This is a genomic window from uncultured Subdoligranulum sp. (assembly GCF_963931595.1).
GTDB lineage: Bacteria > Bacillota > Clostridia > Oscillospirales > Ruminococcaceae > Gemmiger.
Genome location: NZ_OZ007030.1, coordinates 985,201 through 1,000,604, shown reverse-complemented (window position 1 = coordinate 1,000,604; position 15,404 = coordinate 985,201). Strand labels below are relative to the sequence as shown.

General features: G+C 58.9%; 12 protein-coding genes and 2 riboswitches. Of the genes, 1 reads left to right on the top strand and 11 read right to left on the bottom strand.

What is annotated here, in order from left to right:
• Positions 1–55 precede the first annotated feature (55 nt).
• The 11 genes from ABGT73_RS04690 to ABGT73_RS04640 all read right to left on the bottom strand — a co-directional run bounded on the left by ABGT73_RS04690 (position 56) and on the right by ABGT73_RS04640 (position 13,910).
• Complete coding sequence (locus ABGT73_RS04690; RefSeq protein WP_346668660.1) at positions 56–1,291, bottom strand: U32 family peptidase; 1,236 nt, start codon at positions 1,289–1,291, stop codon at positions 56–58.
• 64 nt (positions 1,292–1,355) lie between these two features.
• A complete protein-coding gene (gene mltG, locus ABGT73_RS04685) occupies positions 1,356–2,681 on the bottom strand; it encodes an endolytic transglycosylase MltG (protein WP_346668659.1) in 1,326 nt (441 codons plus the stop codon).
• A 64-nt stretch (positions 2,682–2,745) separates the two neighbouring features.
• Positions 2,746–3,567, bottom strand: a complete 822-nt coding sequence (locus ABGT73_RS04680) for a hypothetical protein (RefSeq protein WP_346668658.1) — start codon at positions 3,565–3,567, stop codon at positions 2,746–2,748.
• Between the two features lie 30 nt (positions 3,568–3,597).
• Positions 3,598–4,269 (bottom strand): thymidylate kinase, encoded by a 672-nt coding sequence (locus ABGT73_RS04675; RefSeq protein WP_346668657.1) that lies wholly within the window; start codon positions 4,267–4,269, stop codon positions 3,598–3,600.
• Entirely contained in the window at positions 4,262–5,044 is a 783-nt protein-coding gene (gene thyX / locus ABGT73_RS04670) for an FAD-dependent thymidylate synthase (RefSeq protein ID WP_346668656.1), read from the bottom strand. Before thyX ends, ABGT73_RS04675 begins: the two co-directional genes overlap by 8 nt.
• Before the next feature lie 18 nt (positions 5,045–5,062).
• Positions 5,063–7,672, bottom strand: coding sequence for a UvrD-helicase domain-containing protein (locus ABGT73_RS04665; protein WP_346668655.1), 2,610 nt, complete (start codon positions 7,670–7,672; stop codon positions 5,063–5,065).
• A 31-nt stretch (positions 7,673–7,703) separates the two neighbouring features.
• Complete coding sequence (locus tag ABGT73_RS04660) at positions 7,704–8,762, bottom strand: rod shape-determining protein (RefSeq protein WP_346668654.1); 1,059 nt, start codon at positions 8,760–8,762, stop codon at positions 7,704–7,706.
• Positions 8,763–8,764: 2 nt separating this feature from the next.
• Entirely contained in the window at positions 8,765–9,532 is a 768-nt protein-coding gene (locus tag ABGT73_RS04655; protein ID WP_346668653.1) for a phosphoribosyltransferase family protein, read from the bottom strand.
• Positions 9,529–11,760, bottom strand: coding sequence for an ATP-dependent RecD-like DNA helicase (locus tag ABGT73_RS04650; protein ID WP_346668652.1), 2,232 nt, complete (start codon positions 11,758–11,760; stop codon positions 9,529–9,531). Before ABGT73_RS04650 ends, ABGT73_RS04655 begins: the two co-directional genes overlap by 4 nt.
• Positions 11,761–11,887: 127 nt before the next feature.
• Positions 11,888–13,033 carry a methionine adenosyltransferase gene (gene metK / locus ABGT73_RS04645; RefSeq protein WP_346668651.1) on the bottom strand — a complete coding sequence of 382 codons (1,146 nt, stop codon included), beginning with the start codon at positions 13,031–13,033 and terminating at the stop codon, positions 11,888–11,890.
• Between the two features lie 82 nt (positions 13,034–13,115).
• Positions 13,116–13,214: riboswitch (SAM riboswitch) on the bottom strand.
• Positions 13,215–13,310: 96 nt separating this feature from the next.
• Positions 13,311–13,910: an ECF transporter S component gene (locus ABGT73_RS04640; protein ID WP_346668650.1), complete on the bottom strand. Its 600-nt coding sequence runs from the start codon at positions 13,908–13,910 to the stop codon at positions 13,311–13,313.
• Between the two features lie 145 nt (positions 13,911–14,055).
• A riboswitch (FMN riboswitch) is annotated at positions 14,056–14,197 on the bottom strand.
• Positions 14,198–14,291: 94 nt separating this feature from the next.
• On the opposite strand from ABGT73_RS04640, the gene ABGT73_RS04635 reads away from it, so the two are divergent.
• The gene (locus ABGT73_RS04635) at positions 14,292–15,347 is read left to right on the top strand and encodes a mechanosensitive ion channel family protein (protein WP_346668649.1); all 1,056 of its coding nucleotides are present in this window, start codon (positions 14,292–14,294) and stop codon (positions 15,345–15,347) included.
• Positions 15,348–15,404: the final 57 nt, after the last annotated feature.

Below are 15,404 nucleotides of genomic sequence, written 5' to 3'. Positions count from 1 at the left end.
GTCCCCCTCCATACGCAGACAGCCCCGCAGAGGCATCTCTGCGGGGCTGTTTTTCTTATGCGGTTTCTTCCTTCTTGTGCATGCGCAGCAAGCTGTAGGGCATCAGAGGCGTCTTGCAGGGGATCGTGTAGTGCATCATGGGATGGGGTGTTGCATCCACACGTTCTCCGGCCTCGTTCTCAATCCATTCCGGTGTCAGGGCAACCACACTGCCGTCCGGCTGCAGAATTTCCAGCGAATCTCCCTGTACAAATTTTCCGCGCTGGGTGCAGTGCGCCACACCGTCTTCCCAGGAATCCACGGTGCCGATGAAATCCCATTCCCGCACATAGGTATGGCTGGGCGTCTGCAGTGCCTGTTCCTTGCCGAAATAGAACCCCGGCGAGTAGTGACGGTGGCTGGTCCGGTTCAGTTCCTCGATGACATCCTCCGGCAGTTCGTAGGCGTCGCTGTAAGGGTCCTTCAGGTACAGATCCAGAGCGCGGCGGTAGGCACTGGTGACCGATGCCACATAGTAAAAGGTCTTGGCGCGCCCCTCGATCTTGAGGGAATCCACACCGGCCTTGCAGATCAGATCAAGGAACGGTGCCGTGCACAGGTCATTGGCGTTGAGAATGTAGCTGCCGTTTTCGCTTTCGCCGATTTCCATATACTGGCCGGGACGATGTTCCTCCACCAGCGCATACTTCCAGCGGCATGGCTGTGCACATTCGCCGCGGTTGCCGCTGCGGCCCGTCATATAACTGGACAGCAGGCAGCGGCCCGACACGCTCATACACATGGCACCATGCACAAAAGCTTCCAGTTCCAGGTCCGGCGGGCAGTTGTCCCGGATCTGTGCGATTTCGGTCAGCGGCAGTTCCCGGGCCAGCACCACACGCTTGGCTCCCAGTTCATAGCAGACCCTGGCCGCCTCGTAGTTGGTAATGCCCGCCTGTGTGGACACATGGCGTTCCACCCAGGGTGCATATTTCTTGGCCAGCGCCAGCACCCCCAGGTCGGCAATGATGAACGCATCCACACCGGCTTCGGCGGCATCCTGAATATACTGCGGCAGCTTTTTCAGTTCCTCATTGGTGGGCAGCGTGTTCAGTGTCAGGTACACCTTCTTGCCCCGCGCATGGGCAAAGATACATCCTTCCCGCAGTTCATCCACCGTGAGGTTGACGGGCGCTGCCCGCATGCCGAATTCCGGCAGGGCACAGTAAACGGCATCCGCGCCATACAAGACGGCATATTTCAAAGTTTCCAGGCTGCCCGCAGGGGCCAGCAGTTCCGGCTGTTGCAGCATCGTGTTTCCTCCTGTAAAAAAGCGCCCGGACGCGCCGGGCGCTTTTGTTGCTTGGTATTGGTAATCAGTAAGCCCAGCCCGCTTTTTCCACGTTGGCCTGGTGCTCTTCCGCCGTCTTGGCGTAGAAATACTGTCCCGCCACATCGGTATCGGGATGACCGGTGACAAAGAAGAAGTATCCCTCATCGATATATTGCTGGTCCGGGTTCAGAGCCGCATCGATGGCCGCGTACCCCGGGCAGGAAATGGGACCTGCCGGCAGACCGCTGATCCGATAGGTGTCGTACAGATTCAGCACTTCTTCGGGAATAGAGCCCATCTCCGGCCAGCCATAGTATTCTGCCGTGGGCGAGTTCCAAAGGTAGTTATTCTCCACATCCTGGGTGATATAACTGCAGGCATTAGATTCCAGTTTATGTTCCGCCCACAGCGGGTCGCTGGATTCCAGACGGTTGTGGAAGCAGGCACTGACCTTGGCATCTTCCGACTCCACACCGGCTTCCTCCTGGATGAAACTGGCCAGTTTGACCACATCATCCAACGTCGTGCCTTTTTCGTTGATGGTATCCATCAGCCCTTCGGTCTTGGCCGAGAACTCGCTGTAAAGCGTGTCCACATAGTAGTAGACATCCTCGTCAGCATAGACATTGTAGGTGTCAGGGAAAAGATAGCCCTCGCACTTCATCAGCCGTCCGTTGTCCGGGATCTGCGTCCAGAAGCTGTACTGGCTGAAATCCGAACCGTCGGTGCCGTTGGCGCAGTTCAGAAAGGTATCCACACTGTCCACCAGGCCCGCATTCACAAAGATCTGTGCCACGCCCACCGCGGTGGTGCCCTCGGGGATGGTGATGTTGGTGGTGGGACGGCGGACCTCCTGGGAGATGGTCTGGATGATGGTGTTGTAATCCATGCCCGGACGCAGCGCAAAGTCGCCATACTGGATGCCGCCCGCTTTGCCGCTGTACTTCACATACTCCTTGAACAGCCAGTCATAGTGAATGATGCCGGCCTCTTTCAGCTGGCTGGCGATGGTGCCCACCGAGGATCCCTGCTCGATGGTAACGGTCTGCTCGGTGCCCAGTTCGGTGCTGCCATCGATCTCGCCGTAGAACTGCATCACCTTGTAGCCGCCGAACGCCACCAGTGCCAGGAAAATCAGCACAATCAGACAGCCAAACGGGAAACGCCGCCTGGTCTTTTCTTTCCCCTCCTCGGCGTCAGGTTCCGGTTTTGCCTTATGCTTTTTTGCCTTGGCGGGTGCACGTTTCTTCTCCTTGACGGGCTCGCGTTCCAGCGAAGCCGCCGCTTCCTGTTTTGCTTCCGGAGCCGGCGTCGGCTGGTTCTGCGGTGCGGCTCCGGCAGAATTATGGTCATTGCGATTGATCCTCATGGGATTTCTCCTTACTACTTTGCTCTTGCGCAGGTATCAACCCCTGCTTCATCCCGTCTGCCGCTTACAGCAGCATTCTGAAATACACATCCGTGACCGGAAATTCTCCGCGCAGAAACGCGATCATCCCGTAGCCGCAGCGCCTGCCCGCCCCCAGATAGAGGGACTGGTTCTCCGCCAGCAAAATCCGCGCCTTATCGGCACCGGTCTTTTCCCGGGCAGCCTGCAACAGTGTATCGGCACAATAATCATTGTCGGCCTGCAGTTCCAGAAACTGCAATTCATTTCCTTTGGTAAAATACAGCCCGTACCCCCGCCGGTTGGATACCACGGTAAGCCCGCGGCGGTACAGCTGCGTGATCACTTCATTCATGGCCGTTTCCGGCAACGAGATGCACCCGGGCTGGCAGCGCATTCGCATGTCCAGCAGATGGCGCACCGTGAGGCTGTCAAATTCCGCCTGCGCCAGCAGATTCCGCGCAATGGGCTTCTGCAGGACCCGCATGGGCAAAAGATTGCGGAACCCCACCGCCTCCAGCGCATGGGCTTCCTGGGCGTTTTCCGGAGCCAGGACTGCAAAATCGTACTCCTTGGCTCCAAAGGCCCGCAGACATCCGCTGAGCAGTTTCGGGAGCAGCGTTTCCATGGGAATTCCCTGTGCAGCGGCCGCTCCGCAGAACCAGATCCCTTTGCGGTGGCTGTACTGCACCGGCACTGCCGCCAGCATGGCAGCCACCGGTTTTTCCGGCTGCTGCAAAACCAGAATATGGGCAAGCCCCACCACATTCTGCAGCCAACCGGCTGCATCGGCCCGGGAATCCCCATAGCGGGCACAGCGCAGATCCATCAGGCTTTCCAGATCGCCCGGCTCTGCTGTTCGCACCATAGGCACGTCCCCTTTCCGCCTTCCCTCATTTTACAGGATCGGCTGGATTTTCGCAAGTATCTCGGCGTTGATATCCTCCACCGAACGGATGTCCTTGCCCTCTTTCCCGGTGGAGCATTCGATACGGGTCCATCCGAATCGTTTAGCACAGTACTCCGCTACCGCCCGGCTGCGGGCAATATATTCCCGGTCCTTTTCCTGGATATCTTTTTTGCTCTCGTCCCCGTGATAGCGTTCATCCATCAGTTTCTGGGACACTTCCGGATCCACCGCCAGATACACCACAGCATCCGGCACCGGGATCCCGATTTTTTTATACTCAAAATCGAACAGCCAGTTGAGGAATCCGTCCCAGTGCATCGGCGGCAATTTGGCGCACTGATGGACCGCATTGGAGGTGGTGTACCGGTCCGAGAGCACCAGCCCGCCGGAGCGATAGAACTCACCCCAGTCGGTCTTATAACTGGCAAAACGATCCACTGCATAGAAACTGGACGCCGCATAGGCGTTCACATCATCGGGCTTGTCCCCGAACTGGCCCGAGAGATACATCTTGACCAGTGCCGAGGAATCACTTTCATAGTTGGGAAAGGTGATCTGGCGCAGATCGATGCCCCGGTCCCGGAGTTTCCGGGCAGTCAGTTTTGTCTGTGTGCCTTTGCCGGATCCGTCCAATCCCTCAAAAATAATGAGCTTACCCATGGCAGACCGCCTCCTGCTTCAGTTTCTCGTATTTTTCCCGCACCTCTGCCTGCTGGCCGCAGCACATACGGCCTTCCGGGCAGGGACCCGTCAGGCAGCGCGGACCCGCCGTCGCAAAGATATGCGGGGCCAGAGGCAACACCAGGCGCAGCATCTCGTCGGCCACCGCCCGGATCTCCCACTGGGCACGGTTGCAGCAGCGCAGATTGAAGAAATTCTGCAGACTGCGGCAGTTCATCGTCATGACCATCTTGGTCTCGCAGGCGTTGGGCAGCACAAACCGTGCGTCCTCATTGGCCTGCTTGGAGGCCTTGGCCCGGGCTGCCTTCTCCTCCATGCCCTGTGCCATAAGACGCCGGGTGTGGGCATCTTCCAGAGACCGCACCAGCTCCAGATACTTTTGGGCGTCGGCGTTCATGGCATCGATGAACTGCGCCTTGGCCTCGGGAATCGCCTCAATTTCCGGCGGAATGACATAGCGGAAATCCTCCAGCCGCACATAGCGCTGGCTCTGCACGCTGAAGCTGGCGATACGGTGCCGGGTCACCTGCGCAAGGAACGTGCGGGAGACCCCCTCGATGCCGAAGGTAAAGCTGGCATGTTCAATGGGACTGGCATGTCCCAGGTCGGTCAACTTCTGTAAGAAGGCTGCCGTCTTGTCCGGCGTCAGGCCGTCCAGCAGTGTTTCGATATGGGCATCCGAATAGCAAAGCTTGGCAGCCGCCGCCACCGTCTTTTCAGGGTCGTTGGTATGGGCAATCAGTTGAACCACCATGGATTTTTCTCCCCTTTGTCATTCATCCCCGCCGATTTTCTTCAGCGGCGCATAGTTGGCCATCGTCTTCTTCACGCCCACGCGGTCAAACTGAATCTCCACGATGCAGTCTCCCGCAATGGGCGTTGCCTTGAGCACCTTGCCGCGTCCGAACACGCGATGCTCCACAAGATCCCCCGCTGCATACTGGACCGCCTGCTTTTTGGGGGCAGTCTTCTGCATGCCGGCCAGCGTTGAGGTACCCGCACCCGCCGGGGTGGCCGGTGCACCGCTGTGATGGTTGCTGCCGTATCCGGCGCCGAAGCCTGCCGTCTGTACCGTATGGCGGCCACCATTGTAGTGGGGGCTTTCATGTCCGCCGCTGGCAAACCCACTGCTGTAACCGGCGCCAAAGCCGCCGCGGGGACGCGCGTTATACTCGCTGTTCAGATAGCCTCGGGAGGCACCGGAATAGCCGCTGCGCCCGCCGGGGACATGATTGCTGTAGGTGCCGTATCCGGCGCCGAAGCCCCCCGCCGAATAGGCAAGTTCCGGGCTCTGGGTTTCCTCCATAAGCCCCGGATCGATTTCGCTGAGGAAGCAGGAAGGCGGATTACGGCGGGTCTGACCGAAAATCAGCCGGCTGCGGGAGGTAGAAAGATACAGTTCTTTCTTGGCGCGCGTAATGGCCACATAGCACAGACGGCGCTCTTCCTCCATATCCTCCTCGTTGTAGCGGGCCATGTCTCCGGGGAAGATTCCGTCCTCCATGCCCACCACAAACACATAGGGAAATTCCAGACCTTTGGCGGAATGGATGGTCATCATCGTCACGCTGTCGGCATCCTCGTCGTAGCTGTCCAGATCGGAGATCAGGGCCACTTCCTCCAGGAACCCCGAAAGAGTGGCGTCCTCCCCGTTCTGGTCAGCGTAGGTCTTGACCGAGCTGACCAGCTGGCCCAGGTTTTCCAGTCGGGTCTCGCCCTCCTCCTTCTGTGCCTTCAGCATGGCTTCATAGCCGGTCTTTTTGATGACTTCCCCGGCGAATTCATCCAGGGGCATCGTCACCGAGAGATCGCACAGTTCCCGGTACATTTCATAGAATTTTTCCAGGGCGGCCGCTGCCCGCATCAGTTCCGGATACTGCCGCGCGTCGGCGATGACCTGCAGCATGGGCACGCCCTTCCGGGCAGCCAGTTCCCCCACCTTGTCCACCGTGGAGGCACCGATCTTGCGCGCCGGTTCGTTGATGATACGGCGCAGACGCACGTCATCCCGCGGGTTGACGATCACCGCCAGGTAGGAGTTGATATCCTTGACTTCCTTGCGGTCAAAGAAGCGCTGACCGCCCACAATGCGGTACGGAATACCCGCCCGGGCGAAATAGGTTTCAATGGGGTTGGACTGGGCATTCATACGGTAGAGTACCGCATGATCCCGCAGGTGGGCACCTTCCCGCAGATGTTCGCCGATGACATCGGCAATATGGCTGGCTTCATCCTGTTCGCTGGACGCCGTATAATGATGGACCTTGTCCCCTTCTCCGTTTTCCGTCCACAACGTTTTGCCCTTGCGGCCGGTGTTGTTCTTGATCACACTGTTGGCCGCATTGAGGATATTGGAGGTGGAGCGGTAGTTCTGCTCCAGGCGGATGGTCTTGGCGCCGGTGAAAACCTGTTCGAAGTTCAGGATGTTTTCAATAGTGGCGCCGCGGAACTTGTAGATGGACTGGTCATCGTCGCCCACCACACAGACATTGTTGGTACCGCCCGCCAGCAGACGCACCAGATGGAACTGCGCCACGCTGGTATCCTGGTACTCGTCCACCACAACGTAGCGGAATTTGTTCTGGTAGTACTCCCGGGCCTCGGTGTCCGTCTGAAGCAGGCGCACGGTATGGAAGATCAGATCGTCAAAATCCATGGCCCCTGCGGTTTTCAGGCGGCCCGCGTAGGCCGTATAAATCTGGGAGATCAGTGCCGCCTTGGTGTCCCGGGGCGTTTCCGCCGCCACATCCTCCGCCGACATCAGCTTATCCTTGTAGGAACTGATCTGTGCCACCGCCGACTTGATGGGCAGGAACTTGTCATCAATCATCTTGTCCTTGTAGATCTGCTTCAGGACGCGCTGCTGATCATCCGTGTCATAGATGGTAAAACTCTTGGGGAAGCCGATGCGCTCGGCATCCCGGCGCAGGATCCGCACGCAGGCTGAATGGAAGGTGGATGCGTTCACGTCACCGCCCATCGTCTCGCCCAGCATGGCGCGCAGTCGTTCTTTCAGTTCCCCCGCCGCCTTGTTGGTGAAGGTGATGGCCAGCACATTCCAGGGGCGCGCCGGACGCACCGCCAGATAGGCAGTCTCCCGGGGAAGGTCCCGTCCCGACTGGACGGCCTTCCGCAGTTCTTCCAGATCCTGTTCGGTCACGGTACGGGCCAGCTCCTTGCTGCCGTGTGCGCAGCCGAAACGGATGATGTTGGCGATCCGGTTGACCAGCACCGTGGTCTTGCCGGAACCGGCGCCGGCCAGAATCAGCAGCGGGCCTTCGGTGGTGAAGACGGCCTGCCGCTGAACCGGGTTCAGGCGGGTGAATTTGCTTTCAATATACTGGTCGCGCAGGGCGATATACTCCTGGGTAAGCTCAGGCATGACTTGTTTTCCCTTCTGTGTATAGAATCAATCAGTCGGCCGCAAAGGGGTCGCGGATATTCTGCAGCGTCTTTTTCCACGCTTTGGGGGTAGCATCCCGGAAACCGGCTGTCAGGTATTTTCCTTCGCTGAGGCTGATGGCAGTTCCCCGTGCCACGCAGTTGATGGGATCGGGAGCAATGGCCACATCCACATGCAGTTCCCCGGCCAGGTAACTGGCCAGTCCGCGCAGCAGAGAACCGCCGCCGGTGAGCAGCACGCCCGTGGAGGACACATCTGCCGCCAGTTCCGGCGGGGTGCTTTCCAACACCGCCCGGGCGGCGGCCACGATCCGCGTGGCCAGCTCCTGAACCGGTTCGTAGAGATCATGGGTATAGATCAGACGCCGTGCCGGGAGATTGGTCTCCCAGGAATGGCCGCGTACTTCCATGACACCCTCGAATTCGCTCTTGGTACAGCAGGCCACCTGTTTTTTCAGGGCCTCCGCCGTCAGCGGGCCGATGGCAATCTGATACTTTTCCTGGACAAACTGGGCAATGCAGCGGTCAAAGGCATTGCCCGCCACCGGAATGCTGGCAGCGCGCACCCGTCCGCCCATACTGATGACCGCAATGTCGGTGGAACCGCCGCCGATATCCACCACCATACAGCCGTGGGGCTGCCGGATCTGCAGGCCGGCGCCCAGCGCGGCAGCGACCGGCTCATCCACCAGGAAGACCTGCCGCGCGCCGGCAGCCATGACCGACTCCACCACGGCATCCGCTTCCACGCCGGTGATGGCCGCCGGCACGCAGACTGCGATCCGCGGTTTGAAAAAACGGGAGCGGCAGACTTCATTCACGAACCGCACGATCAGTTCGTTGGTCATCCGGTGGTCCTGAATCACACCGTCACGCAGCGGACGGATCAGATCAATATGCGCAGGGGCCCGCCCCACCATCCGCAGGGCTTCGTCCCCCACCGCCAGGATGGTGTTGCTGCGGGTATCCACAGCCCCAATGGTGGGCTGGGTAAACACCACACCCTGTTGTTCGGTTGCTATAATGATCGAGGTCGTGCCCAGATCAATGCCGATATCCTGTTGCTTCATGGTCATTTCTCCGTAGAGGTTCGTTTTTCTTTCGGCAATTCTTCATCCGCGGCAATGGCAGCCGCCGTCACATCCACAGCACCTGCTTTGAGCAGAGCCAGTGCACATGCCGAGACCGTGGCCCCGGTGGTGATGATGTCGTCCACCAGCAGCACCCGCTTTCCGCTCAGGTCTGCACTTTTCCGGCAGGCGTAGGCTTTTCTGGCATTTTCCATGCGATCCGTGCGGCTAAGCCCCTTCTGCGCCGCCGTGCCCCGCACGGTATAGAGCGGTGTTTCCACCGGGATCCCCCATAGTATACCCAACCGCCGTGCCAGCAGCAACGGCAGTCCCGGCAGGCCGGGCTGCGGCTGATGGGGCGGCACCGGCACAATGCAGTGGTAGAGCGGCATATCCCGGAACAGCTCATTCTGCGGCCGCCGCCCCGGGCAGGATGCCGGCGTGGCGCCCCAGATCCGCACCGCCATGCGGTCTGCCAGCTCCCTTGCATACCAGGGATGAAATCCCCGCTTGCACAAAAGAATGGCCTCCCGCACGGTGCCGCTGTAATAGTAAGCCGCCAGGGCGCTTTGCAGTGCATAAAAGTGGTGTTCCGTGGCGGGCAGGCGCGGCGGACGGTGGGAAAGGCGCTCTTCTTCCGCCTTGCAGGCGGGACAGAACGTTCCCTGCACAGCATCGGCACCCAGCAGTTCATTGCAAAAGGGGCAACGCCGCGGGTACAGCCAGGCCGCAGCCTGTTCCGCCGCGCAGCGCCAGTCCAGCGCCCTCATTGTTTTTCCGCTGTGGGCGTCACAGCATCCTTCAGCAGATACCGCAGACAGCTGTACCGCAGATTCTGGCGCACATTGCGCACCATCTGTTCCACAATCCAGTGACTGCCGGTGAGGATGCACAGCTTTCTGGCACGTGTAACTCCGGTATACAGCAGATTGCGGTACCGCAGCCGCGGCGGCACGTCGGACACCGGCACAATGATGGCCGGGAACTCGGAGCCCTGGCTCTTGTGGATCGTCACGGCATAGGCCGGCTCCAGTTCACTCAGCTGATCGGCCGAATACACATACTTCCGGTCATCCATCATGACGGTGACCGAGCGGGCCTCGGTATCCACCTCGGTGATGATCCCCAGGTCTCCGTTGTACGCGCCGACGCCTGCCTCGGCACCGGCGCGCTCAAACGTGATATCGTAATCGTTTTTGATCTGCATGACCTTATCGCCAAGACGCAGGATCTTTGCGCCCTTTTCGCCGCCCAGCTGCGGTTTTTTCGCAGAAGGGGGGTTCAGAACTTCCTGAAGGCAGCGGTTGAGTTCCACACTGCCGGTAACGCCTTTTTTGGCCGGGCAGAGCACCTGGATATCCCGGATCGGATCAAACCCGTATGCCCTGGGCAGACGTTCTGCCACCAGATCGCAGATCAGTTTCTGGCAGGCCTGGCCGTTCTTTTCCATAATGAAAAAGTCATCCTTGGCTTCGCCCTTTCGCGGCAGTTCCCCCTGCACAATGCGGTGGGCGTTCTGTACGATCAGGCTTTTCTGTGCCTGGCGGAAAATTTCAGTCAGCCGCACCGTGGGCACCACGCCGGCAGAAAGGATCTCTCCCAGAATGTTGCCGGGGCCCACGCTGGGCAGCTGGTCGGCATCGCCCACCATGATGATGCGGCAATGATCCCGCGCCGCGGCCAGCAGCGACTGAAACAACTTGACATCCACCATACTCATCTCGTCGAGAATGATGACATCGTATTTCAAAAGATTTTTCTTGTTGTGAATGAAGCGGACGGCACCGCTGCTGTAATCCACCTCCAGAAGGCGGTGAATGGTGGAGGCTGTATGGTGGGTCAATTCGCTGAGACGCTTGGCCGCACGGCCGGTGGGTGCACAGAGTGCCACCCGGTCACATTCCCCCTCATAGAGGCTCAGAATGGCATTGACGGTGGTGGTCTTGCCGGTACCGGGGCCGCCGGTAAGGACCATCACACGGTTGGACAGCGCCATCCGTATGGCTTCCCGCTGCAGCGGCGCATAGGCAAACCCCTGGACAATTTCCAGCGCCCGGATATTGCTCTCCAGGTTTCTGGGCGGCTGTGTCGGAAAGGTGGAAAGCATCCCCAGCCGCGTGGCAATATCCTCCTCCGCGGCCAGCAAATCCGGCAGGAACGCATACTCCACATCCTCAAAAGTGCGTGTTTCCACCTCTTCGGACTGCAACAGCTCATCCAGGCCACGCTCCACATCGTCCGGGGTGACCAGCAGGAATTTGGCCGTAGTTTCCAACAGCTTGTTGCGGGGCAGGCAGGTATGCCCGTTTCCCGCGTTGTGGCGCAGCACATAGAGGATACCGGCGGTAATCCGAAGCCGGCTGGCCAGTTCCACATGCAGGGCCGCGGCAATTTTATCCACGTCCGAAAATTTCAGCTGCAGCGGTTCCCCGCACAGCAAGTAGGGATTCTGGTTGAGCGCCTCGATGGTATGCGGGCCAAACGCACGATAGGCCGTCACCGCATTCTGGGAGGACAGCCCGAACTGGGCAAACCAGGCGATCACTTCCCGCACACCGTACATCCGACGGAATTCGTTGGAGATGGCCGCCGCCTTTTCCGGGGTGATGCCCTTGATCTCGCAAAGCCGCTGCGGTGTCTCGGAGATCACCGTCAGCACATCCTCCCCGAAGGCTTTGACGATCTTCTTGGCGGTAGCGGGACCGATGTAGGGCAAAACGCCGCTGGACAGATAGCTGAGCAGCCCCGTTGTATCCTGCGGCAGCTGCATTTCACAGGATTCTGCCCGGAACTGCTGCCCGTAATGGGGATGGTTGACCAGATGCCCATAGGCCGTGATCTGCATGCCGTTGTCCACACTGCCCACATTGCCGGCCACCACAATGTCCTGATCGCCCACATTGACTTCAAAGACTGCGTACCCGGTATCGGCATTTTCGTAGATTCTGTGTTCCACGACGCCCTCCAGCTTTTGCAGCGGCTGCGCGGTATCTGCCATGGTCCCACCTCCCTTCGGCACACTTCCACAATATCCTTTATATTATACCCCAACTGCCTGTATTTGGCAAACCAAAAAAGCGCAGGGCACGCCCTGCGCTTTTGTTGTATTTCCATAGGATACCAGATCAGTGCAGCGCTGCTTTCAGTGCCTCCACCCGGTCGGTGTTTTCCCACTTGACGCCCAGATCTTCCCGGCCCATGTGGCCGTAGGCAGCCAGGTTGCGATAGATGGGTTTGCGCAGATCCAGGTCGCGGATGATGGCAGCCGGACGCAGGTCAAACACCTTCTTGACGGCTTCCTCAATCTGATTGTCCGCCACCGTGCCGGTGCCGAAGGTGTCCACCATGATGGAAACCGGCTCCGCCACGCCGATGGCGTAGGCAAGCTCCACCTCACACTTTTTGGCCAGCCCGGCTGCCACAATATTCTTGGCAACCCAGCGCGCCGCGTAAGCAGCGGAACGGTCCACCTTGCTGGGGTCCTTGCCGCTGAAAGCGCCGCCGCCGTGACGGGCATAACCGCCGTAGGTATCCACAATGATCTTGCGGCCGGTCAGGCCGGTATCGCCCTGGGGACCGCCTACCACAAAACGCCCGGTGGGATTGATGTAGTACTTGGTGTGCTCGTCCAGCATTTCGGCGGGAATCACCTTTTCAATCACTTCCCGTTTGATGTCAGCATGGAGCTGTTCCTGGCTGATTTCCGGGCTGTGCTGGCTGGAGATAACCACCGCGTCCACACGCACCGGCTTGCCGTCGTCGTACTCCACGGTAACCTGGCTCTTGCCGTCCGGACGCAGGTATTCCAGCAGACCGCTCTTGCGCACCTCGGTGAGCCGCTTGGCCAGTTTGTGGGCCAGGCTGATGGGCAGCGGCATCAGTTCCGGGGTCTCGTCGCAGGCATATCCGAACATCATGCCCTGGTCGCCGGCGCCGGCCACCTCATCGTTGGTGCCCAGCGCAATGTCGGGGCTCTGGCCGTCGATGTTGACAATGACACCGCAGGTATCGCAGTCAAACCCATACTTGGCGCGGTCATACCCGATGGAACGGATGACATCCCGGGCCGTCTCGGCAATATCCACATAGCAGCTGGTGGTGATCTCGCCCATAATGTGGACAAGACCCGTGGAGCAGGTGGTCTCACAGGCAACGCGGGCATCGGGGTCCTGCTTCAGGATTTCATCCAGAATGGCATCGGAAATCTGATCGCAGATTTTGTCGGGATGTCCTTCGGTCACCGACTCCGAAGTGAAAAGAACTTTGGACATACGAAAAAGCCTCCCTTATAAATGTAAGCAGAAGCGCAACTGACGAGAACAAAAAACGCGCAGCCAAAAGACTGCGCGCTGACGCTTATCTTTCGGTTCCCCGCAGGAATTGGCACCTTGCACATTTGTGTAGGTTGTCGGGCTTCACAGGGCCTGTTCCCTCTGCCGCTCTTGATAAGTTGCTATTCTGTTGCAGGACGCATTATAGCACAAGGCTTTTCTCACGTCAAGAGGGATTCCCACCGTTTCTGCGTTCTTTTTGCACCGCGGGGCCCTCTCAGTGCCGGCCGTGCAGAATGGGAGACAGCGGCTTGTAAATCAGGAAGCAGAGAACGGCATCCACAAGGCCTTTGACGAGGGTAAAGGGCATATTGAAAACCAACAGGCATTCCAGCAGACCGTTGGTACCGGGGCGCAGTTCCTGATAGGCGGCAATGATGGCGTCGATGCCGCCGAACATGGCCGCATAAACCGGATAGCTCAGGAAATAGTTCACCGGCACGCTGATCACCGCCATGACGATGGCTCCGATCAGGCAGCCCGCCACGGCGCCCTTGCGTGTTTTGTGCAAGCGGTAGATTACGCCGGCCGTGCCCACAAAGAACGCACCCAGCAGGAAATTGCACAGTTCCCCGATACCGCCCGTGGAGCCGTGGAAGATCAGATTCAGCAGGTTCTTCACAAAGCAGACGGCAACGCCATACACGGGGCCCAGGCTGAAGGATGCCAGCAGCGCCGGCAGCTCCGACACGTCCATCTTGACAAAGGAAGGGATGAACATGGGCAGGCTGAAGTCCAGAAACATCAGCACTGTGGCGATTGCGCAGAGCATGGCAGTCACCGTAAGTTCGCGGACATGGTTGTGTGTTTTGGTCATGAGATTTTCCTCCCGTAAAATGGTTTGCGAAAGCTGATTCGTTCCTGATCAAACTGACGGGAGGCTGGTTATGCTTGCTGCCGGCAAAACAAAAGCCCTGTTGCCGATGGGTACAGCAACAGGGCCAAAAAGCATAGCAAACAGCTTTCCGTTTCTTGCATCCGGACTATACCGTCGGCCCCGGAATCACACCGGATCAGCGGCTGCCCAAGCAGCCGGTCGCGGGCTTACGGTCCAATGAACCGTTTACCGCCGGTGGGGAATTGCACCCCGCCCTGAAACAGACTTTCTACCTGCATAGTATAGCACAGGTTTTACAAAATGCAATAGGGTATGGTATAATATTTCTGTCAAACATCTGCAAACATAGGGAGCGTCACTATGCAAGAATTTGCCTTCAGCCTCGTGCTGGATCTTCTGCCCGCCGTCCTTTTGCTGGTGGGCGCGTTGGTCCTTCCCCTTCTGTATACCCGCATCATCCGCCGGATTCTGAACCGATTGCACGGACATCTTACCGAATGGCTGTATATCCTGTTTGACAGCTATGTACAGCCCACCGCCTTCATTCTGCGCACCGTGCTTTTGTACCTTGCCCTGGTGGTGGTACCGTTTTCCTTCAATTCCCCCACCTATCTTGCGGTGCTGCGCGTGCTTCTGGACCTGGCGCTGACCTTTTTCATCGGACTGGGCGCCTGGCGTGCCGCCCCCATGTGCCGTCTGCTGCTGCGCAGCGCCCAGAACAAGCTGGACCTGACTACCAACAACACCATGGGCCGCTTCTTCGAGAACATCTTCCGGGCGCTGGTGGCCATCTTCACGGGCATCGCCATGCTGGACCACCTGGGCGTACCGGTTACAGGACTGCTGACTGGCGCCGGCGTTGCCGGACTGGCCGTTTCCCTGGCCGCCCAGTCCACCCTGTCCAACCTGATCGCCGGCATCACCCTGGTTCTGGAACACCCCTTCGGCATCGGGGACTACGTGATCCTGGGTTCCTCCGAGGGCACCGTGGAGGACATTTCCTTCCGTTCCACCCGCATCCGCACCACCGACAATGTGGCTGTCACCATCGAAAATTCCAAGGTATGTTCGGAATATATCCAGAACTGCAACCAGCGCAGCAGCCGGCTGTGGCAGTTCACACTGGGCCTGACCTATGACACCACCCGTGCGCAGCTGGACACCGTCTGCCGTGACCTTACGGAGTTTCTGAACGCCCAGCCCACCGTGCAGCCCGGCACTGTGACCGCCACGGTGGATAAATTCAACGATTACAGCATCGATATTCTTGTGCGTGTCTATCTCACGACGCTGCCCTACGGTGATTTTCTGCGGGAAAGAAGCCGTCTGAATCTGGAGATCATGGACCTGGTGGCCAAAAACGGCTGCAGTTTTGCTTTCCCCACCACCACGCTGGATATGCCTGCCAAAAGCTGATTTTTTCTTTTGGCAACAAATGTACCCCGACGGTTCTTTGCGAACCGCCGGGGTATT